The 26402-nt window shown below is 37.4% G+C and carries 21 protein-coding genes and 1 pseudogene; 6 read left to right on the forward strand and 16 right to left on the reverse strand.

Features of this window, described 5'->3' with window-relative positions; all coding sequences use genetic code 11:
* Position 1 precedes the first annotated feature (1 nt).
* The 5 genes from ACYVEC_RS21295 to ACYVEC_RS21315 all read left to right on the forward strand — a co-directional run bounded on the left by ACYVEC_RS21295 (position 2) and on the right by ACYVEC_RS21315 (position 7866).
* Positions 2–1024, forward strand: a complete 1023-nt coding sequence (locus ACYVEC_RS21295; RefSeq protein ID WP_000765345.1) for a sensor histidine kinase — start codon at positions 2–4, stop codon at positions 1022–1024.
* Between the two features lie 94 nt (positions 1025–1118).
* A complete protein-coding gene (locus ACYVEC_RS21300; RefSeq protein WP_063224344.1) occupies positions 1119–3092 on the forward strand; it encodes an ABC transporter permease in 1974 nt (657 codons plus the stop codon).
* A 72-nt stretch (positions 3093–3164) separates the two neighbouring features.
* Positions 3165–5120, forward strand: coding sequence for an ABC transporter permease (locus tag ACYVEC_RS21305; protein WP_063224345.1), 1956 nt, complete (start codon positions 3165–3167; stop codon positions 5118–5120).
* A 20-nt stretch (positions 5121–5140) separates the two neighbouring features.
* The gene (locus ACYVEC_RS21310; RefSeq protein ID WP_063224346.1) at positions 5141–5893 is read left to right on the forward strand and encodes an ABC transporter ATP-binding protein; all 753 of its coding nucleotides are present in this window, start codon (positions 5141–5143) and stop codon (positions 5891–5893) included.
* Entirely contained in the window at positions 5890–7866 is a 1977-nt protein-coding gene (locus ACYVEC_RS21315) for an FtsX-like permease family protein (protein WP_063224347.1), read from the forward strand. The genes ACYVEC_RS21310 and ACYVEC_RS21315 overlap by 4 nt, the downstream gene beginning before the upstream one ends.
* A 50-nt stretch (positions 7867–7916) precedes the next feature.
* Here the strand turns inward: ACYVEC_RS21315 and ACYVEC_RS21320 are convergent, their stop codons facing one another.
* The 16 genes and pseudogenes from ACYVEC_RS21320 to ACYVEC_RS21395 form a co-directional block, all read right to left on the reverse strand.
* Positions 7917–8099, reverse strand: a complete 183-nt coding sequence (locus tag ACYVEC_RS21320; protein ID WP_063224348.1) for a YjcZ family sporulation protein — start codon at positions 8097–8099, stop codon at positions 7917–7919.
* Between the two features lie 169 nt (positions 8100–8268).
* A pseudogene (gene gntP / locus ACYVEC_RS21325) lies at positions 8269–9595 on the reverse strand (gluconate permease GntP).
* 49 nt (positions 9596–9644) lie between these two features.
* Positions 9645–10370 (reverse strand): GntR family transcriptional regulator, encoded by a 726-nt coding sequence (locus ACYVEC_RS21330; RefSeq protein ID WP_063224349.1) that lies wholly within the window; start codon positions 10368–10370, stop codon positions 9645–9647.
* Positions 10370–11386: a sugar kinase gene (locus tag ACYVEC_RS21335; protein WP_098555308.1), complete on the reverse strand. Its 1017-nt coding sequence runs from the start codon at positions 11384–11386 to the stop codon at positions 10370–10372. The genes ACYVEC_RS21330 and ACYVEC_RS21335 overlap by 1 nt, the downstream gene beginning before the upstream one ends.
* Positions 11379–12134 (reverse strand): 2-dehydro-3-deoxy-phosphogluconate aldolase, encoded by a 756-nt coding sequence (gene dagF / locus ACYVEC_RS21340; RefSeq protein ID WP_063224351.1) that lies wholly within the window; start codon positions 12132–12134, stop codon positions 11379–11381. The genes ACYVEC_RS21335 and dagF overlap by 8 nt, the downstream gene beginning before the upstream one ends.
* Position 12135: 1 nt before the next feature.
* Positions 12136–13239 (reverse strand): DgaE family pyridoxal phosphate-dependent ammonia lyase, encoded by a 1104-nt coding sequence (locus tag ACYVEC_RS21345; RefSeq protein WP_199678106.1) that lies wholly within the window; start codon positions 13237–13239, stop codon positions 12136–12138.
* Entirely contained in the window at positions 13217–14317 is a 1101-nt protein-coding gene (locus ACYVEC_RS21350) for an amidohydrolase/deacetylase family metallohydrolase (protein WP_275719495.1), read from the reverse strand. Before ACYVEC_RS21350 ends, ACYVEC_RS21345 begins: the two co-directional genes overlap by 23 nt.
* A gap of 358 nt (positions 14318–14675) precedes the next feature.
* Positions 14676–15536, reverse strand: a complete 861-nt coding sequence (locus ACYVEC_RS21355; RefSeq protein ID WP_063224354.1) for a M15 family metallopeptidase — start codon at positions 15534–15536, stop codon at positions 14676–14678.
* Positions 15537–15618: 82 nt separating this feature from the next.
* Positions 15619–16725: a sensor histidine kinase gene (locus tag ACYVEC_RS21360; RefSeq protein WP_063224355.1), complete on the reverse strand. Its 1107-nt coding sequence runs from the start codon at positions 16723–16725 to the stop codon at positions 15619–15621.
* Entirely contained in the window at positions 16718–17416 is a 699-nt protein-coding gene (locus ACYVEC_RS21365) for a response regulator transcription factor (RefSeq protein WP_063224356.1), read from the reverse strand. The genes ACYVEC_RS21360 and ACYVEC_RS21365 overlap by 8 nt, the downstream gene beginning before the upstream one ends.
* A gap of 269 nt (positions 17417–17685) precedes the next feature.
* The gene (menC, locus tag ACYVEC_RS21370; RefSeq protein WP_063224357.1) at positions 17686–18792 is read right to left on the reverse strand and encodes an o-succinylbenzoate synthase; all 1107 of its coding nucleotides are present in this window, start codon (positions 18790–18792) and stop codon (positions 17686–17688) included.
* Positions 18793–20238, reverse strand: a complete 1446-nt coding sequence (locus tag ACYVEC_RS21375) for an o-succinylbenzoate--CoA ligase (protein ID WP_063224358.1) — start codon at positions 20236–20238, stop codon at positions 18793–18795.
* Positions 20239–20396: 158 nt separating this feature from the next.
* Positions 20397–21215, reverse strand: coding sequence for a 1,4-dihydroxy-2-naphthoyl-CoA synthase (gene menB / locus ACYVEC_RS21380; protein WP_060632697.1), 819 nt, complete (start codon positions 21213–21215; stop codon positions 20397–20399).
* 69 nt (positions 21216–21284) lie between these two features.
* Positions 21285–22097, reverse strand: a complete 813-nt coding sequence (menH, locus tag ACYVEC_RS21385) for a 2-succinyl-6-hydroxy-2,4-cyclohexadiene-1-carboxylate synthase (RefSeq protein ID WP_098555300.1) — start codon at positions 22095–22097, stop codon at positions 21285–21287.
* A complete protein-coding gene (gene menD, locus ACYVEC_RS21390; protein ID WP_460508221.1) occupies positions 22094–23848 on the reverse strand; it encodes a 2-succinyl-5-enolpyruvyl-6-hydroxy-3-cyclohexene-1-carboxylic-acid synthase in 1755 nt (584 codons plus the stop codon). Before menD ends, menH begins: the two co-directional genes overlap by 4 nt.
* Positions 23845–25239, reverse strand: coding sequence for an isochorismate synthase (locus ACYVEC_RS21395; RefSeq protein WP_460508224.1), 1395 nt, complete (start codon positions 25237–25239; stop codon positions 23845–23847). Before ACYVEC_RS21395 ends, menD begins: the two co-directional genes overlap by 4 nt.
* Positions 25240–25433: 194 nt before the next feature.
* Between ACYVEC_RS21395 and ACYVEC_RS21400 the strand changes: the two genes are divergently transcribed.
* The gene (locus ACYVEC_RS21400) at positions 25434–26387 is read left to right on the forward strand and encodes a 1,4-dihydroxy-2-naphthoate polyprenyltransferase (RefSeq protein WP_063224362.1); all 954 of its coding nucleotides are present in this window, start codon (positions 25434–25436) and stop codon (positions 26385–26387) included.
* Positions 26388–26402: the final 15 nt, after the last annotated feature.

Raw genomic sequence — 26402 nt, forward strand, 5'->3', positions numbered from 1 at the left:
CATGAAGCTATTTTTACGTGATCATTTTGCATTTTTTCTACTGTACGTATTAAACTTCGGTATCATCTTCGTTCTTTATGATGCAGTAGATGGATTTCAAAATAATAAATTTTACTTCGTCGTTTTAAGTTTATATTTATTCATTTGTTTCCTTGCTTATCGTTACGTTCGCAATCGTAGAATGTACCATAGATTAAGTGAGCAACCAGAGAAAATGGAAGATGCATTCATTGAAAGAGCAACTGCTCCGATGCCCCACGGCGTAAATGAACTCGTGCGTACGCAGTATCGTCTCTTCCAAAAAGAACTACAATCGTATGAAGTAAAACAACAAGAACATCAATTATTCATTAACCACTGGGTGCATCAAATGAAGACACCTGTTTCTGTTATGCAGCTTATGGTGCTCGAAATGGAAGATGAACATTTGATTCCGAAATTCAAAAAAGAATTAGAACGATTAAATCAAGGGCTTGATATGGCTTTATATATGGCAAGATTAAATAACTTCCATGAAGATTTCCATGTCGAGACGATTTCATTAAAAGATACAGTAACGAAAAATATTAACGGATTAAAAGAACTATTTATTCGTAATGGCGTTTTCCCTGTTTTAGAAGTCCATTCTGATTTAAAAGTCGCTTCTGATGCGAAATGGCTAAAATTTATCATCTATCAGTTAATGACAAATGCTGTTCGTTACTCTGGTGAGCGCGGAAAGAAAGTGTTCTTATCTGCTTACCGAAACGGAAAAGATATTATTTTAGAAGTTCGTGATGAGGGTGTTGGTATTCCGCAAGAAGATATTCGAAGAGTATTTGAACCGTTTTACACTGGAAAAAACGGCCGTACATTCGGAGAATCTACTGGTATGGGACTTTATATTGTAAGTAAAATTTGTGATTATTTAGGTCACTCTGTCAAACTTGATTCTGAAGTTGGTAAAGGAACGACGATTAAAATCATCTTCCACAACGCTGCAAATAATCAAGCAGAACATACGGAGAAGGTGACCGAAGCATGATCGTAACATATGCTAGCAAAATGTATGAGAACTTACTCTCATACATTTTTTGCAATAAAACTACTTCTATATCTTCTATCTGGAGGTATAGTCTATGACATTTTGGCAATTTGCATTTAAAAATGTAACGCGCAACTCAAGAGCTTATTTTGCTTACTTTGTAAGTAGTTCCTTTTCCATTGCCGTTTTCTTTTCATTTGCTGTTTACTTATTCCATCCGAAATTACAAAACTTTGGCATGGTCTCTGAAATTTCAGGATTAATGATATTTTCAGAAGTAGTCATTGTCTTATTCTCTTTCTTCTTTTTACTATATTCCATCGGCACTTTTTTAAAAGTTAGAAAAAAACAATTCGGCGTTTTGACCGTTTTGGGAATATCTAGAAAACAATTACATCGTCTTGTTTTTATGGAGAATATGTTAATCGGTATTTTATCTATCTTTTTCGGTATGCAATTTGGGCTTGTCTTCTCGCAATTTTTCTTATTAGTGACAGCAAAAATTACGCACGTACCAGGCATATATTTATACTTGCCTATTAACGCATTTATTTTAACGACCATCGTCTTCCTTAGTCTTTTTATCATTGTATCAGCATTGACACCAATGCTGATTCGTACAAAAAAAGTGGTACACCTTTTAAAAACAAATAGCAAAAAACGAAAAGAAAGTAAACCATCCATACTTATTTCTTTGTTTGGTGCGATTTGTTTATTTGGTGGCTATGCGTTAGCTGGAAATCCTAAATATTTCGTATCAATAAGCCCACAAATAGGTGTTATATATATGGTTTCAAGTATTTTCGTCATTCCAACGCTCGTTACAATCGGAACATATTTCTTCTTTTCACAAATTAGTTTCTTACTTATTTACATCTTAAAAACAAGAAGAAAATTTTATATGAAACGCATTAATATGCTTTGGGTTTCGGATTTAGCAAGCCGTATTCGCGCGAATATTAATATGCTTTTTATTGTAGCAATGCTATCTACTATCGCTTTCACAATGATTACGTTCCTATATGGGTTCGGAAAATTTATTAAGCTAGATGTGAATAGAACTTCTCCTTTCCCAATTTCTTATTTTTCTTATGATGCGAATCCTTTTGTTACCGAGCATTTAAATTGGCTTGAGCAACAATTACAAAAAGAGCATTTTCCTTATGAGAAAATAACAGCTGATATATATGAAACACCGTTAAAAGAAGATAAAGGCATAGCTATTTATAATGACGTATACGCAATTAAGCAAAGTGACTATAACAAACTTGCGGATTCTTTACGAATGAAACAACTATTTATGAATGATAACGAGGCATATGTTTTAACGGGGACGTCTTATATCACTATATTCAATGAATTTGAGCAAAGCTATAAAAGAGATTACATTACACTCTCTAGTACAAATAAGAAATTAAAAGTTAAAGGCTATGAACAAATCAATGCAATTCCATCTGATTTTTCATATCAAACGATAGTTTTGCCTGACATTATCGTGAATAACTTCCCCAATACGGTAAAGCACATATCAGCATACAATTACAAAATTCAAAACTGGGAAAAGACGTATGAAATTGCTGATGATTTTATGAAAAAAATACAAAGAGATCGACAGGAATTCCAATACGAAGGACCCCTTATACGCTCCTATGAATCAGCAGGTTCATTATATAGAATCACATCAGGAAGTGCCGCATACTTCCTAATCGGGACATTCTTAGGTGTCATTTTCTTTATTGGAGCCGGTAGCGTTCTTTACTTCAGAATGTATACTGATTTAACGAACGAGCAAGAAAAGTATGTAACGATTTCTAAAATTGGTGTAACAGATGCAGAGATGAAACGATCTGCAACCATCCAACTTAGCATTTTATTTTTCATTCCGTACATTATGGCATCCATTCATACAATGTTTGCAACGAAAATGCTACAAGATGTAATTGGTTTATCTTTGTTCAAAGAAATTTCAGCCGTTCTTATCATTTTTGGATTCGTTGAAATTGTATTTTTCTTCTTCATTCGTTCGCTTTATATGCAAAAATTATCACAATATACTAATACACATTAAAAAAGTTATTACATGAGAAGGTGGGATCTCTTCCCTCCTTTTCATGCTCATTATATTAGGAGGTTTAGGTGAATGACATTTTGGCAGTTTGCCTTTAAAAACGTCTCGCGGAACGCCAGAGCTTATTTCGCCTATTTTGTAAGCAGTGCGTTTTCCATTGCTATTTTTTTCTCGTTTGCAGTTTATTTATTTCATCCTAAATTGCATATGACAGACTTAAATACTGCTCTGAACATATTAATGACAATTTCAGAAGTTGTCATTGTATTCTTTTCATTTTTCTTTTTACTATATTCAATCGGTACTTTCTTAAAAGTACGAAAAAAGCAATTTGGGATTTTAACAGTACTTGGCATCTCTCAAAAACAATTAAAACGACTCATATTTATAGAAAACATGTTAATTGGTGGTCTTTCTATATTTTTTGGCATTCAACTTGGACTTGTCTTTTCACAGTTCTTTTTATTAGTTACCGCCAAGATTACACATGTACCTGGTTTATATTTATATTGGCCGACAGGTGCCATTGTTTTAACTATCATCATCTTTCTTGGACTCTTTATTCTCGTATCATCTTTTACACCGATGCTCATTCGTACGAGAAAAGCTGTACGTCTTTTAAAAGAAGGAACAAAACAAAAAGAAAGAAAAGCATCTGTGCTCATCTCTCTATTTGGTGCGATATGTTTAATATCTGGATATACGTTAGCCGCAAATCCATTATATTTTCTGTCGCTAGGTGACATCATTGGGCTTTTATATGCCGTCTCTAGTATATTTGTCATCCCATCGTTTATTGCAGCTGGAACATATTTTTTCTTCTCGCAAATTAGCTTTTTACTCATTCGTATATTAAAAGCGCGAAGAACGTTTTATATGAAACGGATTAATATGCTTTGGATTTCTGATTTAGCATCACGTATTCGAACGAATATTAATATGCTCTTTATTGTGGCGATGCTATCAACGCTCGCTTTTACAATGATTACATTCCTATATGGTTTTGGGAAGTTCACAAAGTTTAATGAAATAAGGAAAAACCCTTTTCCATTTACTTATTTATCACATACTGAAAACACGTTAGGTGATGAACATTTAAACTGGTTAGAACAAAAATTTAATGAAGAACAATTTACTTATGAAAAATTTAAAACGGATATATACGAAGTATCTTTAGCTGAAGATAACACGCAGGTCTATCATGTAATGAAACAAAGTGACTATAATGTACTCGCCAATGCATTAAACTTAGATCCACTCATCGTAAAGAATAATGAATCTTATATTCTTATGAAAGAAATAGATGATCATTTCATTGGAACATTTTATGATAAAGAAAAAAGAGATAGTCTTACACTTACTCAAAACTCTTTACATTTGAAAGTGAAGGATTATAAAAGTACTAGTCCGTTCCCAAACTGGTTAGTACCGAAGTTACTCATTATATCTGATGAAAATGTAGAAGCCTTATCAACTATTTCCAAACAAATGAGTGTATATAGCTTCAAAGTGCCGAATTGGGAAAAGGCATATAATATCGGTGCTGCATTTATAACAAAAATCAGTAACGACAATGCAGCTATTCAAGCAGAACATGCACCATTCCATGCAAGTGAAGCAAGTGACTCTCTATACAAAACGAAACTAAATGTCGCTTCATTTTTCTTGATTGGAACTTTCCTTGGTGTTATTTTCTTTATTGGTGCTGGTAGTGTTCTTTACTTCCGTATGTATACTGACTTAACAAACGAGCAAGAAAAATATGTAACGATTACAAAAATTGGTTTAACAGAAGACGAAATGAAGCGATCTGCTACCATTCAACTCGCTATTTTATTCTTTGTCCCTTACATTATGGCATCCATCCATACGATGTTCGCGACAAAGATGTTACAAGAAATTTTAAATCTCTCGTTCTTCGCTGAGATTACAGTCGTACTTATGATTTTTGGAACAGTTGAAATTCTATTTTTCCTTTTAATTCGTTCCTTTTATATGCAAAAATTATCACAACACATTAAGTTTTAACAGATAGAAAGGTGATTACTATGGAAGAAGTATTACACATAAAAAACGTCTCAAAAGTGTATGAGGGAAAAGTCCCTCATACAGCTTTAAAAAATATAAATTTGCACGTAGATAAAGGTGAATTCGTTGCAATTATGGGGCCATCTGGAAGTGGTAAATCTACATTTTTAAACGTTATTTCTACAATCGATTCGCCTACTTCTGGGGAAGTCGTAATTAACGGGAAGCGACCGCACACATTTCGTAGAGAAAAATTAGCTATTTTCCGTCGCCAAGAGTTAGGATTTGTTTTTCAAAACTTTAACTTACTCGATACGTTAACGATTGGAGAAAATATCGTATTACCTTTAACGTTAGACAATGTTCCTTTAAAAGAGATGGACAAAAAACTCGATAGCATCTCAACCAAACTAGGAATCGATCATATTTTAAATAAACGTATTTTTGAAGTTTCAGGAGGACAAGCACAGCGTACTGCTGTAGCACGCGCCGTTATTCATCATCCTTCTCTCTTACTAGCTGATGAACCGACAGGGAACCTAGACTCGAAAGCAGCTATTGATGTAATGGAGTTATTTACAAAGTTAAACAAAGAAGAAGATGCAACGATTTTAATGGTTACGCATGATCCATTTGCAGCCAGTTATTGTAACCGCGTCATTTTCATTAAAGACGGCGAGCTTTATAACGAACTGCACCGCGGGCTATATCGCGAGAAGTTTTATCAAGAAATATTAGATGTTTTAGCGTTATTAGGAGGAAGACGTGGATGACATTTTGGCAATTCGCATTTAAAAATGTCTCGCGTAATTCGAAAGCATATTTCGCTTATTTTGTAAGTAGTGCTTTTTCTATAATGGTTTTCTTTTCGTTTACTGTATACGCGTATCATCCGCGCTTACAAAGTGTACAAAGCTTTCAAGAACGTGATCCTCTAATGAACTTAGCTAGTACAGCACAGCTTGTGATCGTTATGTTCTCGTTCTTCTTTCTCTTATATTCAATTGGAACTTTTTTAAATGTTCGTAAGCAGCAATTTGGGATACTCACGATTCTCGGTATCTCACAGAGACAATTAAAAAGACTTTTATTTACTGAAAACATGATAATCGGGATATTATCTATCTTTATCGGCATTCAAGGTGGTCTTGTATTTTCTAACTTTTTCTTATTAGTCACTTCGAAATTAACAAGTGCGAAAGGCCTTTATTTATATTGGCCAACAGAAGCGATTATCGTTACAACCGTAACGTTTATCATTTTATTTTTAATCGTTTCTACGTTTACACCAATGTTTATTCGTACTCGAAAAACAACGCAGCTTATTAAGGGAGTTAAAAAAGAGAAGAGCGAAAAAAAACCATCTATACTCATTTCGCTATTTGCTTTAACTTGTTTAGGCCTATGCTATTATATCGCCGGTTATCCACAAGGCTATGTAACTGAAAAAAATGCACAAAATGGATCCGTATTCTTAATTATGCTATCTATTTTACCGCTCGTAGTAGTCGGGACATATTTATTCTTTTCACAAACATTTCTTCTCTTTATCTATATTTTAAAGAAACGAAGAAAGTTTTATTTGAAACAAATAAATATGTTATGGATTTCAGATTTAGTTTCTCGTACCCGCAGTAATATTAATGTACTCTTTATCGTTTCTATGCTATCTGCACTTGCCTTTACAATTATTATCGGGTTATTTGCAGCAAACAACCATACGAAAGCATCCATACTAGAACGATATCCAATACCCTTCACCTATACATCAGAAGGTGCTAATGCATTTGAACAAAAGCATATTACTACGATTGAAACTGAACTTACAAATGCTAATTTTCAATATAACAAATATAAGTTTACCGTTTTAAAAGATACAACTTCAAAAGAGTCAATTGCCATTATGAAAATGAGTGATTATAACGCAATTGCAAAGCAATTAAACAGACCAGAAATCACTCTCGATTCTACACAAGTTTATAGTATTTCTCGCTATTCACCAGCACTACTAAATCTCGTGTCTAACCCATTTGCGAAGCAGGACACGATTACACTTGGTTCTAATAAAAAAGAATTTCAAATTAAAGGTTTTATTAATAAAGGAATCGCGCCACCCTTTACATTACCTCATTTAATTGTGATGCAAGATGAAGTAATTGAAAATATGATTCCTCATATTGAAACCATTACAGTTTATAACTATTTCGTAGAAAATTGGGAAAATGCAATTATCCCTACAAAAAACATATTAAAAAGCTTAGATCACGATTCAGAAACCTTGTATGAAGCACATAAGGATGAAGAAAATTTCAGCCAGCCATTTCATATTGATACAGCTACGGATGAACTCCTTCACAGTAAGGAAAATGCAGTCGCTCGATTCTTTATCTGGGCATTTCTCGGCTTTATTTTCTTTATCGGTGCGGCTAGTGTTTTATACTTCCGTATGTATAACGACTTAACGACTGAAAAACAAAAATACATTACGATTACAAAGCTTGGATTAACTGAGTCAGAAATGTTTCGCTCCGCAACGATTCAATTAGGAATTTTATTTTTCGTCCCTTACATCGTTGCTGGTGTTCACACGTTATTTGCAGTTAAGTTTTTACAAAGCATGTTCGCTTTTTCTTTACTAAAAGAGTTATTAATTGTACTCACCTTTTTCGGGATTATCGAGATTATTTTCTTCTTCTTAATTCGCTCTCTGTACATTAATAAATTATCACAGCATATCAAAATATGAATAAAATGGCCTTGTGCAATACGCACAAGGCCATTTTCAATAGTTTTTAATTAGCAGCAATATCCACCATAGCCGCCGCCGTAACCACCATAACCACAAGAACCGCCACCGCCGAAGCAGCTAGCACCGATGATGATTAATAAAATAAACAATACGATTAGAAGCGCAAAACCGCCGCCGCACCCATGTCTGCGGTTACAATCATCATGTCTGTGTTCACACTTTTCGCTCATTACTCTATTCCTCCTTTAGTATCATTCATAACAAGTTCACCTTGCTCTAAATGAGGGGATTCCATTTATAGTATGTTTTCAGGGCGAATAGGAAGCTTGGCTTACTTAAAAACGGGCTTGTTTTGGCAATTGGGCTTCATCAAAAAAAAGATACCTATTCAGGTATCTTTTAAAGAAACATATTCAACATAAGGGCAAAACCGAATGCAATAAATGATAACAATGTCTCCAGCACCGTCCACGTTTTAAACGTTTCTTTTACTGTCAAACCTAAATACTCTTTTACAAGCCAGGACCCTGCATCATTTACGTGAGAAAACATTAATGAACCTGCACCGGTTGCAATAACAAGTAACTCTAAATTCACACCAGACATGTGCTGAATAACTGGTGATACAATTCCTGCTGCTGTCGTTAATGCTACTGTCGCTGAACCTGTTGCAATTCGGATTAATCCAGCTACCATGAAAGCTAATACGATTGGTGATAACGATATATGTTCTGCCATTTGTGCAATCGCTGTTCCAACGCCGTTTTCAATTAATATTTGTTTAAACCCACCGCCTGCACCGATAATTAAAATAATAGAACCGACCGGTAATAAACTATCGTCTGTTAATTTTTTAATCATCTTTTTATTAATACCTTGTCTCATGCCAAGTAAATAAAACGCTGCAAAACATGAAATGAGTAAAGCGATTACTGGGCTTCCTATAAACACGAAAAATTCAGTTATCTTTTCCGGTAATGAAATATACGGTGCAACGACTGATAAAATCATCAATACAACTGGTAATAAAATAATAAAGAATGAAACTTTACGACTTGGCAAATCAGTTGAGACAGTCGTAACTCGAACAAGCTCCGGTTCATTTTCTGGTATAACTCTCTTATGTACCCACTTTGCAAATACTGGTCCTGCAATAATAGCTGTTGGTAACGCGATAATTAATGAATATAAGAGTACCTTTCCTAAAGTTCGCGTTATAAATACCGATTGCCGTCATCGCACCTGGATGTGGTGGCACGAGCCCGTGAACAATAGATAATCCTGCAATAACAGGTAAGGCAATTAATAAGATGTTTTGCTTCGTCGTTTTTCGAATCGAGATAACGAGTGGTAATAAAATGACGATTCCCACTTCAAAAAATACTGGAATCCCTATAACAAATCCTGCAAATAACATAGCCCAAGGTAGTTTCTTCACACCGAAAAATCGAATAAAGAAATCTGCCACTTGCATGCCGGCCCCTGAATCGGACATCATTTTCCCTAAAATTGTTCCGAGAGCTAAAATACCAACTAAATGCCCTAGTACACTACCAACACCAGTTTCATAGGCAGTCACTATTTTCGTTAAATTCAGTCCAGACATGATAGCTAAAAATAAACTCGCAACTGTTAAACTAATAAATGCATGCCATTTCCACCATGATACCCCTAAAATAACAATCGCGATTGCAAGTAACGTGACGATTAATAAGTATATATCCATCTCTCATTCCCCTTACTTTATAAAAAAAGAGGGAAAATCCCCTCTTTTTTTATACGTCATAATTCACTACATAATGCTGCATTTCTGTATTGTAGTAGCCTTCGCTATATTCAATTACTTCGCCAACTTCATCGTAAGAATAGCGCATTCGTTTTAACAACGCTGTGCCCTCTTTTTCACCTAACGCTTCTGCAACGAAACTAGGTACCAGTCCAACAGCGAATTCATCTCTGAAGTTTTCTAAATGTATACCTCGGTCTTCAACTAAATCGTAAAGCGATTGCAAGTCAAAGTCCGATAAATCTGTACTTGCCATTTTAGCTGAGAAATAGTGCGTATAATGAATGTACGGTGCATCATTTAACGTATATAAACGTTCAATACGAAAACTCTCTTTACCGAATAATCGAAATGGCACTGTCCCTTCTTCATTCTGAACGATTTCTGCCTTTAGCAATTTCTTCTGTACTTTATAGCCTTCTTCCACTAACACTTCTGTAAATTTCTTACCCTTTGACAGTTTTGTCGCAGAAGTATTACGGATGACTTTCGTTCCTTTACCGCTTTTCTTTTCCAAATATCCTTCTTGAGCAAGTTCTTTAATCGCATTTCGTACTGTAATTTTACTCACTTTGAACTCTTCTTCTAACTGTGGTTCAGAAGGAATATTCGTATGAATCGCATATACACCATGCAATATTCGATCACGAATAATGTTTTTTATTTGTAAATATAATGGTCCTTTTTTCCTCGTTACGTTCACCGTTACACCCACTACCTTTCTACATCACCTACTGATGCCGTCATTGCCCGAAGTATATCCTTCTCTGATGACATTGGCGTATCACCGACGATTGTATGTGCAAGCATTCCAGCTGCTGACGCAAATGAAACAGCTTTCTCTGGTGCAAACTCTTCTATCTCGCCATGAATAATCCCGCTCGTATAAGCATCTCCAGCACCTATTCTATCATATACAGAAAACGTAAGTGTTTTTGCAAAAGTGAACGCACCATCTTTACATATAAACCCGCGAAGCGAGTGTGTATTATCACTATTAATAGAGCGATGTGTACCAGCAATTGTAGCGATACGATACGTTTCAGCTACCTTTGGAATTAGATCCATCAGCTGTGCCTCGCGCTCCATCTCTTCTGTTTTCATTCCTAGAACAAACATTGCATCTTTTTCGTTCATCATTACAATATCAGCTAGCCCTAACATTTCTTCATAATGCGGTTTCGCCTGCTCATATCCGTCTTCTCCCCAAAGTGACGGACGATAATTGCAATCAAAAACGACAGTGCCTCCGTTTTCTTTCACTGCTTTCGCTAAAGATTTCATGTGACGACGCACAGTATCATTCATCGCAAGTGTAATCCCGCAAAAATGAACGATATCAATTTCCTGTGCGATCTCTTCAAATTGATAGATTTCTTCACATGCCGTATTGAAACTACTTTCTAGTCGATTTGAATATGTAACGCAGCTTGCACGTGCACCAAATCCATTTTCCAAAAAGTACATGCCGACATATTTGCCGCCTCTTGAAACAAGTGATGTTTGCACACCTAACTTTTGAATATAAGATAATGCCGCATCTCCAACCGAATTTTCCGGTAAAGTTGAAATAAGAAGCCCTTCATGCCCTAGATGAGAAAGCGCAGCTGCAACGTTCACACCTGTACCAGAAAATGAGTATTTTAATGTATTTGCTTGCGACAACAATTCATATCCTGGTACTTGCAGGCGCATCATTACTTCACCGAATGCTGCAATTTTCTTACGCATATTGATCAACTAACTTCTTCACTACTGCTAATAATTCGCGAACATCTTCTGTTTTCGTATTGCCAGTTTCTTTATCAATAATAGAAGAGTACACATGCGGAATAACTTGCTCTACATTTGCTTCAAGCGCAATACGTACAATTGTTTCAAAGTTTTCTTTATCGATTCCGCCCGTTGGCTCTAATGCGAATCCTTCTTCCGCACAAGCTTTCGCAACTGCGCGATATTCTTCTTCATGAGCTAGACCTTTCATCGGGAAGTATTTCAATGAATTTCCGCCCATATCACGTACAAGTGCAATCGCTGTTTTAATTGGAACGATTGCTTTTTCTTCTCCAGCAGCACTAATTGGACCAGTAGAAATATTTACGTAACCTACCTTTCCTGTTGGTGATACTAAACTATTAATCCAGCTATCTTTTCTACCAAGATTTGCACGCGTTGCTCCAACTGAAGGGAACACTTGGTTAATATGGCTACCAGGATAATACTTCGCAATTTCAGCTACAACTGCCGCTTGGCGATTATCTCCTGCTCCTAGTCCGATTGATACAGCATCATCAATTTCTTTTCCGTATGCTTTCATCGCTGTAACAGCTTCTTCTACAGTTGGGTAATCTTTTGATAACACTCCTACTACTACATAACCTTCTGCTGCTTCAAAAATATCTTTCGCATTTTCGATATTGTTCGCTAATACATTTAATGCTACGCGGCCTTTATAAAAACGTTTTTGAATGTTTGTCATTTTAGTTTCCCCCTACAATTTCTCTCATTTTTTCTTCAATCACATGTATGTCATCACCTTGAAGTGGACGTGGATCGATATCAAAGAATCCTTGTCTTACTCCGTAATCACGTGTGTAAATTGCGATTTCCCCGTCGCGTAATGCAGTCACAACGTCTTTTGCCGATTTATTTAACTCTTTCTCGTTAATATGAATACGAGCTCTAAAGATTGCTCTTCCCGCTTCATCTTGAACGATTGTTACATTTACACCGTTTAATTCTTTTAGCGGCATAAGTACTTGTAACAACTCTTTTTCTTGCTCACTCTTATCTTCTTTTACTCCGTACTCATCAAGCGCTTGAAGTAATCCAAATGTTGTTTCTTTCCCAACTTTCATACTTCTTCCGATGCAATGTAATTGCACTTTCAGCCACTCAATATACTTTCTTTTACCGCCAACAATACCTGAAGTAGGTCCTTCAATTGCCTTTGAACCGCTATAAATGGCAAGGTCTGAATACTTCACATATTTTTGAATATCTTCTTCAGCTGCCGCATCGACGATAAGTGGGATGTTATTTCGCTGCGCTACTTCCCATGCTTCTTCAACAGAAATCATATTTTTTTGCACTGCATGATGGGATTTCACATATAGAATCGCCGCTGTATTTTCACCAATTGCATCTTCAATATGCTCAGCTTTCCCTTCATTTGCGTAGCCAACTTCTACAAGTTTGCCACCGCCTAAATAAATCATCGTTTCAACAGGAGCACCGTATTGAACGTTATGACCTTTTAACATGATCACTTCGTTTTTCGCGATGACCTCTTGATGAAGTCTTTCACTTTTACGACGATTTCCTTCTGTAACGATACCAGCAATAGAAAGCGCAATTCCGCTCGATGCTGAGTTCACAACAACCGCTGCCTCTGCATCTAGAATTCTCGCAATATGGTCTCCTGCTTTATCTACTAAATCAGCAATTTCCACATAATTTTGTCCACCATGTTTCATCGCATCCATAACTGTATCTGTCGGAGCGGATACACCTAAAATACTCATTCTACCGCTCGCATTAATTACTCTTTTTAATCCGTACTTAGCATTCAATGAATGACCCATTGATTACAACCCCTTTCGTATCAATCCTTTTTTCAGCAATGCGCTGATCCCCTTCTGAATCAATTAACGTAACCTTCTCATCTTTCACCGTAAATAAAGTTAAATTTGCAATATCTCCTTCTTGAATGCGGCCAAGCTCTGGTTTCTTAAGCCATTCTGCTGCATTTTTCGTAACCGCATCAATTACTTCTTCTAGCGGATAACCTAAGTAAAGGAATTTCGAAAGAACGTGAGCCATACTATACACTGGACCGTGTATACGATTCTTCCGATAAATATCTGTACTAATTGTATTAAAGGCAATATCGTGACGCTTCGCTGCTTCTGCTACTTTAAAAGAAAAACTAGCATTACCATGCCCAACATCTAAATGCACACCGCGATTCACTGCATCTAGTAACACAGGTAACGGTTTGCCTTCTTCATCAAATAAATTATTTTCTTTCCCGTTTAAGTAATGTGTAATGACATCATCTTTTTCTAAAAGAGATACAACTTCCTCAATGCGAGGAGGCGCTGAACCGATATGTACCATAATCGGCAATGATGTTTCACGGGATAAAGAGCGAGCTACATGAAGTGGTTCAATTCCACTATCACAAACGACACTTTTACTCATTCTCGCTTTTAACCCAACGATTACATCTTTATACTTTTCTACTGCTTCTATTATTTTCTCTTTATCGATCCATTCCATATTGGATAATTCATCAATTCGTTTCAAACCGATGCGAGAAATATTTAAAAAGGCAAATAAATTCGTTTTCGCCTGTTCTCTACTTTTTACTAAATCTGCAATGCGATCAGCTCCGCAGCTACCCGCATCAACAATTGTCGTTACCCCTTGCTTAACGCCAATTTCATCCAACTCATCGCCATATGGATCAAACTCTGGAAAAGCATGAACGTGCAAATCAATCCAACCACTCGATACGTAAGTACCTGAGTAATCAAGAACCTTTCCACCCTCACCAGCACCAGCTTTCGTCACCTGTGCGATTTTATTATTTTCAATTACAATGTCAATCTCTTCCCCGTTCACACGTTTCACATTACGTAGTACGAATCGTTCTGTCATTGTACTTCCACCCTTTTCTATAAGAAGCCATAAGAATACGCTTACATTAAAGTTTCATTTTATATCTCTTTCACACGTTTAGCGTAACACAAAAAAAGAGAGAAGTAAATATAACGTTATAATGTTTAAAAGTGAAATAAAAGATACTCCTCAAAATGCTGATAGTACAGGAAATTATATCAACGATTTTTCGAATATATCTATCATAACTTACAATATATCAACGATTTTTCAATTATATCTATCGTAACTCAAAATATATCAACGATTCGACAAGGAATATCGATTTACCGACAAAAAACGCCAATCCCTTTCTTATATACGAAAAGGCTGCTCCAAAACGGAACAACCTCTTTCTCTATTCCTGAATCGTCACAATAACCCCGTCCATATTGTTCCCCGAAATTTCATACTGCTTATTTGCTGGAACGTTCACTTTCATATTCCCCGAAACTTTATAATAAGAAACCGTATATTTCTTACCTTCCACATCGGTTGTGATTTCTTTTTTCTCTTTCAAGAAGTCTAAGTATTCCTCTAATGTAATTTTCTTTTTTTGCATAATTGCGCTATGAGGTAAGCCGACATAACGAATGTGCCACGGTTCATATTGAATGCCTGTAATATGACTCTTATTTTTCGGATAGCGTAACACAAAGCCGTGCTTCCATACGTTTTCTGCAACCCACTTACCTTCAGGAGCTTTCTCCATTTTCTTTTGCGTTGAACCAACGTCCAGTGATAATCCTAAATTATGTTCACTGTATCCTGCCGGGAGTGCATAATCCGATCCCATTTCTTTATATAATTTACTTTGTTCTTTAAAATCTCGATACCCACTACTCATTAAGAAATTCTGTACTCCGTCTTTTCCAGCTGCATCGACAACGTTCAAAAACTTTTTCACAACATCCTTTGATAAACGAAGATTTCTATCAAATATTACATAGCCTCTTACTAATTCACTACTATGATTTACATTTATAATATCAGACCTAATACTATCTTTTTTTACTGGGTAATCTTTGTTAACTAATAATAAATCCCCTTTATAAATTTCTTCTTTTGTAATCTCCACATTTTCCATATTGGCAGCCTTTACCGCACTATCTTTTCCATCAATTTTCACATCAATTTCCTTTTGAAACAACGGTGATATATAAACGCCTACACAGATTGTGCATGCTATAAAAAAAGAAATAAATACCCACTTTTTCATTTCTAGTTCCTCCTTAACGTAACTTACGTCTAGAATAGAAAAAACTATTAAAATAAAAAGTGGGGTAAAGTTTAAATTTTTATTAAATTGTTAAGTTCTTGTCTTTTGGCAATCGTACTTCAAACATTGTTCTAACTACATTACTTTCAGCAGAAATCGTACCGTTATGCTGCTCGACAATATTTTTTGCAATAAATAGTCCCAGACCTGTCCCGCCACGGTTCTCCGTTCTCGATTTATCACCTGTATAAAACATATCAAATAGATACGGTAAATCTTCTTCTGGAATGCTATCTCCGTAATTCATAACTTGTACGACAACTTCTTCATTATCGATATACCCATTCATATCAACAAATTGCCCATCATATCCGTATCGAACGGCATTTGTTAACAAGTTTTCAAATACTCTAGCTAGCAATTTTCCATCACCGTTAATCGGTAAATGAGGATCAACATTCAATCTAGCTTCTAAATGATGTTTTTCTAATAACGGATACAATTCCTCATCTAGCTGTATAAGCAGCTCACTTATATCAATTGGCTTTTTATTTAGTTGTAACATGCCATAATTCATACGTGTAATTTCAAATAACTCATCGATTAAACTTTCCAGCCTTTGCGATTTCGTATATGCAATCGTGGAAAAATGTTTAATTTGTTCTTTTGTTAAGTTCTCATCTTTAAGAATTAAATCTAAATATCCTAACACGGATGTTAATGGCGTTCTTAAATCATGAGCCAAATTCACAACGAGCTGATCTTTACTACTTTCCGCAAAGTCTCCTCTTTCCACAGCTTCTTTTAACTTTTCACTCGCAACATTTATTTCACGTGCGATATTTCCAAATTCATCATTTGATGAAATTGGAACTTGTTTTGTAAAATCTCCGTTCGCAAGATGATGAATCCCATTAGAAATTTCATCAAAGTATTTTAAATACGGTTTTGTTAAAAAGAAGAAAAAGATAATAGATAACGGAATAAAGAAAATTAAAAAGAAGTTAATGTCTCCAAATTCCCTTACCATTGACCGAAATTGCGCTAAAGGCTCTTCATAGCGCACCATCGTTTTATAATACAGCTGTAATCCTTTATAAATCATATAAGTTACAGTAGCTGCGAGCACCATACTTAACGCAAATAAGGTAATCATTTTAAATCGAAAGCTTTTCATCATGTTACCCATTGAAAGTATAACCTACCCCCCACACTGTTTTTATTAACTTATCTTTTCTTTTATCTTCCCCAAGTTTTTTCCGCAACGTACGAATATGTACCATAACTGTATTTCCACCTTCATAATAATCATCTGCCCATACGTGCTGAAAAATATTTTCCACATTGTACACTTTCTTCGGATGACTCGCTAATAAATATAGAATATCGAACTCTTTCGGTGTTAACTCAATTTGCTCTCCGTACACGTTCACTGTTCTTCGTTCAGGATCAATAATAACTCCGCCTACCTCTAAAGCAGATTTGCTCTCCGCTACTTTCGGTTGATTTAATGTAAGAAATCGGCGTAATTGTGCATTTACACGTGCGACTAATTCAATCGGCGTAAAAGGTTTCGTCATATAATCATCTGCACCTAATACAAGACCTGTCACCTTATCAAAGTCCGAAGTTTTCGCACTCAAGAAAATGATCGGCATATGATGCTTCGCGCGAATTTGACGCGTCACCTCATACCCATCCATTTTCGGCATCATAATATCTAAAACCACTAAGTCGATTGGCTGCGTTTCAATAATATGAACTGCCTCTTCACCATCCGCTGCCTTCACAACATGGTACCCTTCTTTTTCTAAATGTATCTCAATTAAATCAGCAATTTCTGCCTCATCATCCGCTATTAAAATTGAAATGCGCTTCATTTTACTCCCCCTTTATACGCTCGATTTTAAACTAGTCTATCCAATTTGTACAATACAAAAAAGGCTACTCATTTGAGTAGCCTTAGTAAATGAAATTATATCGACGATTTTCCAAATATATCGAACACAACTTGAATTATATCGGCGATTTTCCAATTATATCAACCGTAACTCGAATTATATCAGCGATTATTGAATTATATCGACTTACCGACAATTAACGACAAAATCCTCTCGCTATTTGCGGACATCCTGATTAAAGATTCAATTCATCGCTCAAAAACAATCCGCTGCTTCGTTATTTCTTCCAATCTTCCGCGGTCAACTTCATACTCAGCATCAACGCTTTGCGGTACAATCACTTTTCCGCCCTCAAGCATCACTGTCGGCGAAATAATATCCTTCTCCCAATGTCGACTAGAAGCAGATATATCGCCTGGAATCGTAAAGTTCGGCAATGAGGCAAGCGCAACATTTTGCGCTCGTGAAATCCCCATCTCTACCATACCACCGCACCAAACTGATATGTTATGTTCCATGCAATAATTATGAATTTGAACCGATTCTGTTAATCCGCCTACTCGCCCTGGTTTAATGTTAACGATTTGGCAGCTGCCAAGTGTAATCGCAACGCGCGCGTCTTCTAAACTATGAATGCTTTCGTCTAAACAAATTGGCGTTTCAATTTTCTTTTGCAGCTGTGCATGATCAAGAAAATCATAATCCGCTAGTGGCTGTTCAATCATCATTAATTGGAATTCATCTAGTCGTTTTAGACTCTCCGTATCCGCTAATGTATACGCTGAATTTGCATCAGCCATTAACGGGATATGCGGAAACTCTTTACGTATTTCTTTCAATAATTCGTAATCATGCTCTGGCTTTATTTTTACTTTAAAACGCTCGTATCCTTCTTCTGCGTACTTCTCGATTTGTTTTAACATAACCGGAATCGTATTGATCCCAATTACAACACCGACTTCAATTTCAGTCCTAGTTCCGCCAAGCAATGTCGCTAACGATTTCTTTTGACGCTTCGCATATAAATCCCAAACAGCCCCTTCAATTCCGGCCTTTGCCATTCGGTTTCTTTTTATATGCTGAAACAAACTCGGTATTTCATTCGGATGAGAAATTTCAGCCTTTAATAAATCAGGTAATAAAAAGTCTCGCAGTACATGCAGCGCTGTCTTCACTGTTTCTTCCGTGTACCATGGTTCAGAAAAAGCAACGACTTCACCAAATCCAATGTATCCGTCCGTATCTTCTAATTCAATGACGATACTCTCACGCGTTTCATACGTTCCGTAGCTTGCAGCAAACGGGATTACAAGTGGCATTTCCGTTATATAAAGTTTCGCTTTTTTTATCTCCACCTACATCTCCTCCACTAATTGTCTTAACTCTCGTCTTAACAATTTTTTCGAAGCGTTTCGTGGTAATTCCTCTAAGAAACATGCTTTCTTCGGCACCTTATATTTCGCTAATTTCTCCTCGCAAAAATGAAGAATTTCTTCTTCTGTTACCTCTCCGCTTTTTACAACAAAAGCAGCGGGCACTTGTCCCCATTTATCGTCAATCATACCAACAACACCGGCTTCCGCTACCGCTGGATGAGAGAGCAACACCTCTTCAATTTGAGCCGGATATATATTCTCTCCGCCAGAAATAATTAAATCACTGCGGCGATCTAATACATATAAAAATCCTTCTTCGTCTAAATAACCGAGGTCACCAGTATGAAGCCATCCGTTTTGAATTGTTTCGCGCGTCGCATCTTCACGGTTAAAGTAACCGCCTGTTACGTTTGGTCCCTTTACTACGATTTCGCCTTCCGTACGCGGCGGCACTACGACGCCATCTTTTTCAATACGAAGTTGGCACTGAAATAGTGGTTTTCCAGCTGACCCTACTTTCGTTAACATGTAATCTGCAGATAACGTACAAATTTGGGACGACGTTTCTGTCATACCGTACGTTTGATACACAGGAATTCCTTTATCTACACACGTTTCTAATAACGGTTTCGGGGCTGGTCCTCCGCCAAGTAACATGCATCGTAAAGAAGATGGATATGTCCCTTCTCCAAGTCTCTCTAATAAATCAGTTAACATTTTTGATACGACAGAAATAATCGTAACGCCTCTCGTTTGAAGTGCAGTATGAATAAAATCTGCATCATATTTCGGAACGAGTAAAATGCGCATTCCGTACATAATGTTTTTCATTAAAAGGGAAAGACCGCCAACGTGGAACATCGGCATACAAGCTAACCAGCAATCATCATCACGAAGCCCTAAATTAAGCGAAGAACCAACCGCGCTTGCCCAGTGATTGCCGTACGTTAAAATAACGCCTTTCGGTTTCCCTGTCGTCCCTGACGTATAAATAATTGTCATCGCTTCTTCTAAAGAGAATTCTTCTTGTATAGAGGCTTCCGCCTTCGGTCCATTCATCACTTCAGCAAATGAATAGACAGGAACAGCTTTAGCATCAAAATCTTGATCCGTCACTAAACAAATAACTTCAGCATCATCCATTTGCCAAAGTAGCTCTTCTCTTGAAAGACGCGTATTTAAAAGCACAGCTACTGCACCTACGTAAGATAGGGCGTGAATAACTGAAACCATCTCCATACCATTTTTCATCAGAACAGCCACCTTTTGTCCCCGTTTCACTCCTACATGCGTGAGGTGTTCACAAACAGATACTACTTTTTCATGTAGCTGCATAAAAGTAACTTTCTCTTCCTCTATTTCAATTGCAGTGCGATCTGGTGTTAAAAATGCACGTTGCATTAACCAATTTGGCATCGTCTCCATTGTTCATTCTCCTTTCATGAAAGAAAGAGACTTGATATGACATCAAGTCTCTTAGTTGTTTTGTTTCCATTTGATCCCATCTAGCTACAGCGGCTAGAATGTTCGTTGGCTTCACTTCTTCCTACGAGGCTAAACAGTCGGCTCCGCTTTTGGTTTAATCACGGGAAACGAGGGAATTGACCGAAGTCCGGACTGCGTTTTTCTTTGAACGCGTCGCGACCTTCTTTTGCTTCGTCAGTTGTGTAGTACAATAACGTTGCATCTCCAGCTAATTGTTGAATACCAGCTAGACCGTCTGTGTCTGCGTTGAATGCAGCTTTTAGGAAACGAAGTGCCATTGGGCTGTTTGCTAAGATTTCTTGTGCCCATTGTACTGTTTCTGCTTCAAGTTGTTCTAATGGTACTACTGTATTTACTAAGCCCATATCAAGCGCTTCTTGTGCGTTATATTGACGGCATAGGTACCAAATTTCGCGAGCTTTCTTGTGGCCTACCATACGAGCTAAGTAACCAGCTCCGTATCCACCGTCAAAGCTTCCTACTTTAGGACCTGTTTGTCCGAATACAGCGTTGTCTGCAGCGATTGTTAAGTCACATACGATATGAAGTACGTGTCCTCCACCGATTGCATAACCTGCTACCATCGCGATAACTGGTTTAGGAATTGCGCGAATTAGACGTTGTAAGTCTAATACGTTAAGACGTGGGATTTGGTCGTCACCTACATATCCGCCATGACCGCGAACTTTTTGGTCGCCGCCAGAACAGAATGCACGTCCACCTTCACCTGTTAAAATGATAACGCCAACATTTGCATCATCACGAGCATGTGCAAAAGCGTTGATTAACTCCATTACCGTTTTTGGACGGAATGCGTTATGTACTTCAGGACGGTTAATCGAAATCTTTGCGATACCATTGTATGTTGAATAAATAATATCTTCGTAATTGCCTTCTTTTACCCATTCAATAGCCATTACAACTACCTCCTTGTATATTTCTGATCTCCTCTATAAGTGTGTCTTCCTTCTTAGATGAAAAAAGCATCACTGCATAGTTTTTAGAAATCCCTTTACTATTGTATCAAACTTTTCCGGTTGTTCCACATGAATTGCATGGCCAGCACCATCAATTTTGACAAATTTCGCGTCAGGGACGCATTTTTCAATGTTTTTTAATATACGAAAGAACTTTTCATCATACTCTCCGTTCATTAAAAGAACAGGCATCTTTAAGTTTTGCAGCTCATTCCACCATGAAGGCTGAGCCCCTGTTCCCATGCCGCGCAAGCTATTTGCAAGTCCTTTTGGATTGTTAGCAAGTCGTTCTTTTCGCACTGCTTCTTGTACGTTTTGTGCTAAACTTTTTTGCGTTTCAAACAGCGTAATATTTTCCCACATTGATACAAAGCTTTTAATGCCTTCACGCTCAATTTTATGAGCAAGTCGCTCATCTTTTTCACAACGTTCTTTTCTATCCTCTTCACTTTCAAGCCCAGCTGTACAATTTTCTAATAAAAGAGAACGTACATATTCTGGATATAGGCATGCCATCGTAATCGCCAGTCTACCGCCCATTGAATAGCCAAGTATGTGCGCTTTTTCAATATGAAGATAGTCTAGTAGCTCTTTCATTTGCAATGCCGCATTTCGAATATCATAATGCATCACATCTTCGGGACTTTCTGTTTTTCCATGCCCAACAATGTCTACTAAAATGACTTGAAATTGCTCGCTCCAAGAAGGAACGAAAGAACGCCACGTTTCCATGCTTCCCGTAAAACCATGAAGAAGTAGAAGTGGTTCCCCGCTTCCGACTACTTCATATTCATACGATACACCTTGCAGCGTTACGTTCATTTTGATTCACCTTGCAACGATGTAGTAATTACGTCCTGTGTTTTCGCCCATAATTTGCGGTGCAATGTTAAGTTTTCATCACGGTTCGTACAAATTTCTACAGCGTGTAAACCTTCCGCCCTTGTTCCTTTTTGTACCTCTTCGCGGAATTGCTCCCAACCATTTACACGGCTAAATGAACCACCGTACATTTTAACAACGTGTTCATAATCAAGACCAATCGGTGTTCCAAATAACGATTCGAAATGTTCCTTTTTCTCGTACTGTGGTAAGAATGAGAAAATACCGCCACCGTCATTATTTACAACGACAATTGTTATATTTAATTCATGTAATTTTGCGGCTAATAATCCGTTTAAATCGTGATAAAATGATAAATCACCGATCACTAATACGAGCGGTTCACAAATAATGCTCGCTCCTAAAGCTGTTGAAATGATTCCATCAATCCCATTTACACCGCGGTTTGCCATCACTTGAATATTTTTCTCCGATGTGAAGAAGAATGAATCTGTATCACGAATTGGCATACTATTACTTGCAAATAACGTTGCCCCTTCTGGTAATACGCGGACAATATCCGTAATGACTTTCCCTTCAAATGCCGTTTCATATGTTTCCATTTCACGAAGCGTTTCCTTCGTTTTTTCGTTTATATGTTTCCACATTCCGAACCAATCATTCTTTTTCATAACTGGCATTTTTTCTATTAGTGCACTGCAAAATGCAATATCACTTGCTTGGACAACTTCTGTCGCAACAAGAGCTGGATCTCTCCATTGTCCAGATTCGTCAACAACGATATGAACGGCTTTCGTTTGTTTTTTGATGAACTGCGTCAATGCTTTCGAAACAGGCATACCACCAAAGCGAATCATAACTTCTGGCTTCCACGTTTCCTTTAATAGCTCATTTCGTAAAAATGTATCGTAACAGTCGATTACCATCGTTTTATCGTGGTGTCCGCTACGAATGTTAGAAAGCGGATCCGCTAATAGTGGATATCCCGTTTTTTCAGCTAATTCTGCCGCAAATGCTGCGAGTTCTGAATGACTATCGTCTCCACAAATAATAAGCCCCTTCTCCATATGTGAAAGGCGCCCTACAAGCGAATCTACATATTCACTCGGCATCATCACGTTCCCTTGCTGAACTACTCCTGTATATTCCCCGCGTCCTTTATCCCATAAACTTTCTAATGAGAAGTCCGGGATAAGCGGTTCGCGAACTGGAAAATTAAGATGAACAGGTCCTTGCGGCGCTAAACAAGCACTTGCTATCATGCGCTGCGTTGTCATGCGAGCGTAATGATACATTGCTTCACTCGCTTCTGGAAGTGCCATCTCTGTAAATTGCTTCACAAACGTACCGTATAAATTAAATTGATTCATCGCTTGTGGTGCACCAACATCTCTTAATTCATGCGGTCTATCTGCTGTTAAGACGATAAGCGGCACCCGTGAATGAAAAGCTTCACATACAGCTGGATAATAGTTCGCTGCTGCCGTTCCTGATGTACACAATAATGCAACAGGACGTTTTTTCGCTTTTGCGATACCGAGCGCAAAAAATCCTGCTGATCTTTCATCTACATGTAAATAGGTGTTCATTCCTTCATGTTGTTCCATTAGTAGAGCTATCGGCGTTGACCGTGAGCCTGGACTAATGACAACATCACATACATTTAGACGCGTCAGTTCATCCACGAACGCGCCTAAATAATATGATAATGCTTCTATATGATTGTTCATTTCATTAATTCCTCCAAAGCACCAAGCATCGGTCTAAACTTCAAACTTGTTTCTTCATATTCAAGTTGTGGTACTGAGTCAATTACAATCCCGCAACCGGCAAATAAGGATGCTTTCTCGCCATTTAATAATCCGCAGCGAAGTGCAACCGCAAATTCACCATTTCCTTCATCATCTATCCAGCCAATCGGTGCACCATATAATCCTCTGTCTAACAATTCAACATCACGAATCAATTTCATCGCTTCCAAACGAGGTGTCCCGCCAAGAGCTGGTGTTGGATGTAATTCTTCTACCATTGTTAAAAGACTCGCATCGCCTTTTGCCTCTACAGGCGTATATAAATGAATTAAGTTTTTCGTTGTTAATAAGCCCGGACTTTCCGGAATATTAACGGATTCGCAGTGCTCATTTAATACCGATCTAATCATGTTCACAACATAACCGTGTTCAGCTAAATTCTTTTCATCATGAAGAAGCGCATTACTATTTCGCTTACTTTCTTCTATAGATTGACCATGACCAGTTGAACCAGCAAGACACATCGAAGTAAACTTCTCATCTTCTTTGCGAATTAATCTCTCTGGCGTCGCTCCTAAGAAGCATGCTCCTTTATAATCAAAAGAAAATACGTAACAATCCGGTTGCCCAATGCGAAGCGCTTCTAAAACAAGAGCAGAATCAATATGATGATTCATTTCTACTTTTAGCTCCCTCGCTAATACAACCTTCTGCACGTTCCCCTGCTTCATCTCATCTTGTACTTTCTCAATGGCCTTCATCCAGCCTTTCGGATCCACTTCTACTTTAGAAGTAACTGTTAATTTCGACCCTTCTAGTGCACATTTACTCTCCCCCAAAATTTTCTCTTCTAAAGAAACAATTTCGTTATAAAGAGTTTCTGCACAATCTGTTGCTGAAACGAATGTATTCATTGTTAACCATGCTTTTTCATTTTTTACAGTTAATAAAAATGCTGGTAGTGAAAATGTTGTATCATCAAATTCTTTCCATAAGTCTGTTTTCTCTTTTTCTTGGTCAAATGAAAATCCACCAAACAAAAGAGGACCTGTTCCAAATTCGTATCTTTCTCTTTGTACAAATGCTTTCTCTTTTACTTTATCCCACTCGTCACGAGCAGTTTGAAAGCGTTTGTGAGAAGAAGTTGCTATAGTGAAAACAGAGCCAATTCCAGCAAATATTACATGCTGAGCTGGGTCTGCAAAATAACATCTATTTTCGAATGCAATCCTTTTTCCTGCTGCATAAAACAGAAGCGGATCCATCCAGTCTATTTGTTTTACGAAGCTAACCAATATTTTTTCATCAGTTGCACGCTTAATGGCTGCACCAAGAACTTCTTGCAAGCCTATTTGTTTCGTTTGAATCACAATTGTCTCCCCCCTATGGGCGAAAAATAGTCATAATTACGCTTGATTTTAAGATACACCTCAAACGAAAGGCCTGTCAACGTTTAGCATTTCTGAGAAATTCACCTTCTCTTCCTAGAAAATAAACGTTGACACTAAATGATGCTTTTTCTACACTTAGTTGTGTACAATATGTGACCAAAGGAGGATTCAACATGGAAATGAACGTCGAAACGAATTCCTCTCCTACGGCGCCAAAGCCAAGTAAGCAAACAGGCTGGCGCATTTGGTGGAGTTTACTACGTCCCCATACATTAACAGCAGCTTTCGTTCCTGTTTTCATTGGAACAGCCTATGCAATGCAGGTCGGAGGTATAAATCAAATACATCTCCCTCTTTTCCTTATAATGCTTCTTGCTTGTCTTCTCATTCAGGCAGCAACAAACATGTTTAATGAATACTTTGATTATAAAAGAGGACTCGATCACGAAGGTTCAGTTGGTATCGGTGGCGCTATCGTTCGCGATGGCATTCAGCCAAAAACAGTACTTAACTTAGCATTTGGATTTTTCGGCATCGCAATACTATTAGGTGTTTATATTTGTATGAATTCTAGCTGGTGGCTTGCGGCAATCGGTCTTATTTGTATGGCCGTTGCTTACCTTTATACAGGTGGCCCACTTCCAATTGCCTATACACCATTTGGAGAGTTAACAGCCGGATTATTTATGGGTGTCATTATTATTGGGATTTCATTCTTTATTCAAACTGGAACTGTAACATCAGAAGTCATTTTACTATCGATTCCAAGCTCCATTTTAATTGGTGCCATTTTACTAGCTAATAACATTCGTGACTTAGATGGCGATAAAGAAAACGGTCGTAAAACGTTAGCAATTCTCGTTGGACGTGAAAGAGCCGTTGGTGTACTTGCTTCTATGTTCATCGTTTCCTACATTTGGACAATTGCTTTAATTATCGTGGGCATCGTATCACCATGGATGCTTATCGTATTTTTAAGTGCACCGAAAGCATTTAAAGCGACGAAAGGCTTTATCGGCAAAAGCATCCCAATGGAAATGGTACCTGCGATGATTGCAACCGCAAAAACAAATACAATCTTCGGTCTCCTCATGGGAATCGGATTATTGCTTGGATATTTCCTTTAAAAGGAGCTGCTAATG

The sequence above is a fragment of the Bacillus sp. MN7755 genome (assembly GCF_054771475.1).

Coding starts and splice junctions, on each gene's coding strand:
- ACYVEC_RS21295 (WP_000765345.1), top strand. CDS start 2: ATGAAGCTATTTTTACGTGATCATTTTGCATTTTTTCTACTGTACGTA.
- ACYVEC_RS21300 (WP_063224344.1), top strand. CDS start 1,119: ATGACATTTTGGCAATTTGCATTTAAAAATGTAACGCGCAACTCAAGA.
- ACYVEC_RS21305 (WP_063224345.1), top strand. CDS start 3,165: ATGACATTTTGGCAGTTTGCCTTTAAAAACGTCTCGCGGAACGCCAGA.
- ACYVEC_RS21310 (WP_063224346.1), top strand. CDS start 5,141: ATGGAAGAAGTATTACACATAAAAAACGTCTCAAAAGTGTATGAGGGA.
- ACYVEC_RS21315 (WP_063224347.1), top strand. CDS start 5,890: ATGACATTTTGGCAATTCGCATTTAAAAATGTCTCGCGTAATTCGAAA.
- ACYVEC_RS21320 (WP_063224348.1), bottom strand. CDS start 8,099: ATGAGCGAAAAGTGTGAACACAGACATGATGATTGTAACCGCAGACAT.
- ACYVEC_RS21335 (WP_098555308.1), bottom strand. CDS start 11,386: ATGCGTAAGAAAATTGCAGCATTCGGTGAAGTAATGATGCGCCTGCAA.
- dagF (WP_063224351.1), bottom strand. CDS start 12,134: ATGACAAACATTCAAAAACGTTTTTATAAAGGCCGCGTAGCATTAAAT.
- ACYVEC_RS21345 (WP_199678106.1), bottom strand. CDS start 13,239: ATGGGTCATTCATTGAATGCTAAGTACGGATTAAAAAGAGTAATTAAT.
- ACYVEC_RS21350 (WP_275719495.1), bottom strand. CDS start 14,317: ATGACAGAACGATTCGTACTACGTAATGTGAAACGTGTGAACGGGGAA.
- ACYVEC_RS21355 (WP_063224354.1), bottom strand. CDS start 15,536: ATGAAAAAGTGGGTATTTATTTCTTTTTTTATAGCATGCACAATCTGT.
- ACYVEC_RS21360 (WP_063224355.1), bottom strand. CDS start 16,725: ATGGGTAACATGATGAAAAGCTTTCGATTTAAAATGATTACCTTATTT.
- ACYVEC_RS21365 (WP_063224356.1), bottom strand. CDS start 17,416: ATGAAGCGCATTTCAATTTTAATAGCGGATGATGAGGCAGAAATTGCT.
- ACYVEC_RS21375 (WP_063224358.1), bottom strand. CDS start 20,238: ATGGAGACGATGCCAAATTGGTTAATGCAACGTGCATTTTTAACACCA.
- menB (WP_060632697.1), bottom strand. CDS start 21,215: ATGGCTATTGAATGGGTAAAAGAAGGCAATTACGAAGATATTATTTAT.
- menH (WP_098555300.1), bottom strand. CDS start 22,097: ATGAACGTAACGCTGCAAGGTGTATCGTATGAATATGAAGTAGTCGGA.
- menD (WP_460508221.1), bottom strand. CDS start 23,848: ATGAACAATCATATAGAAGCATTATCATATTATTTAGGCGCGTTCGTG.
- ACYVEC_RS21400 (WP_063224362.1), top strand. CDS start 25,434: ATGGAAATGAACGTCGAAACGAATTCCTCTCCTACGGCGCCAAAGCCA.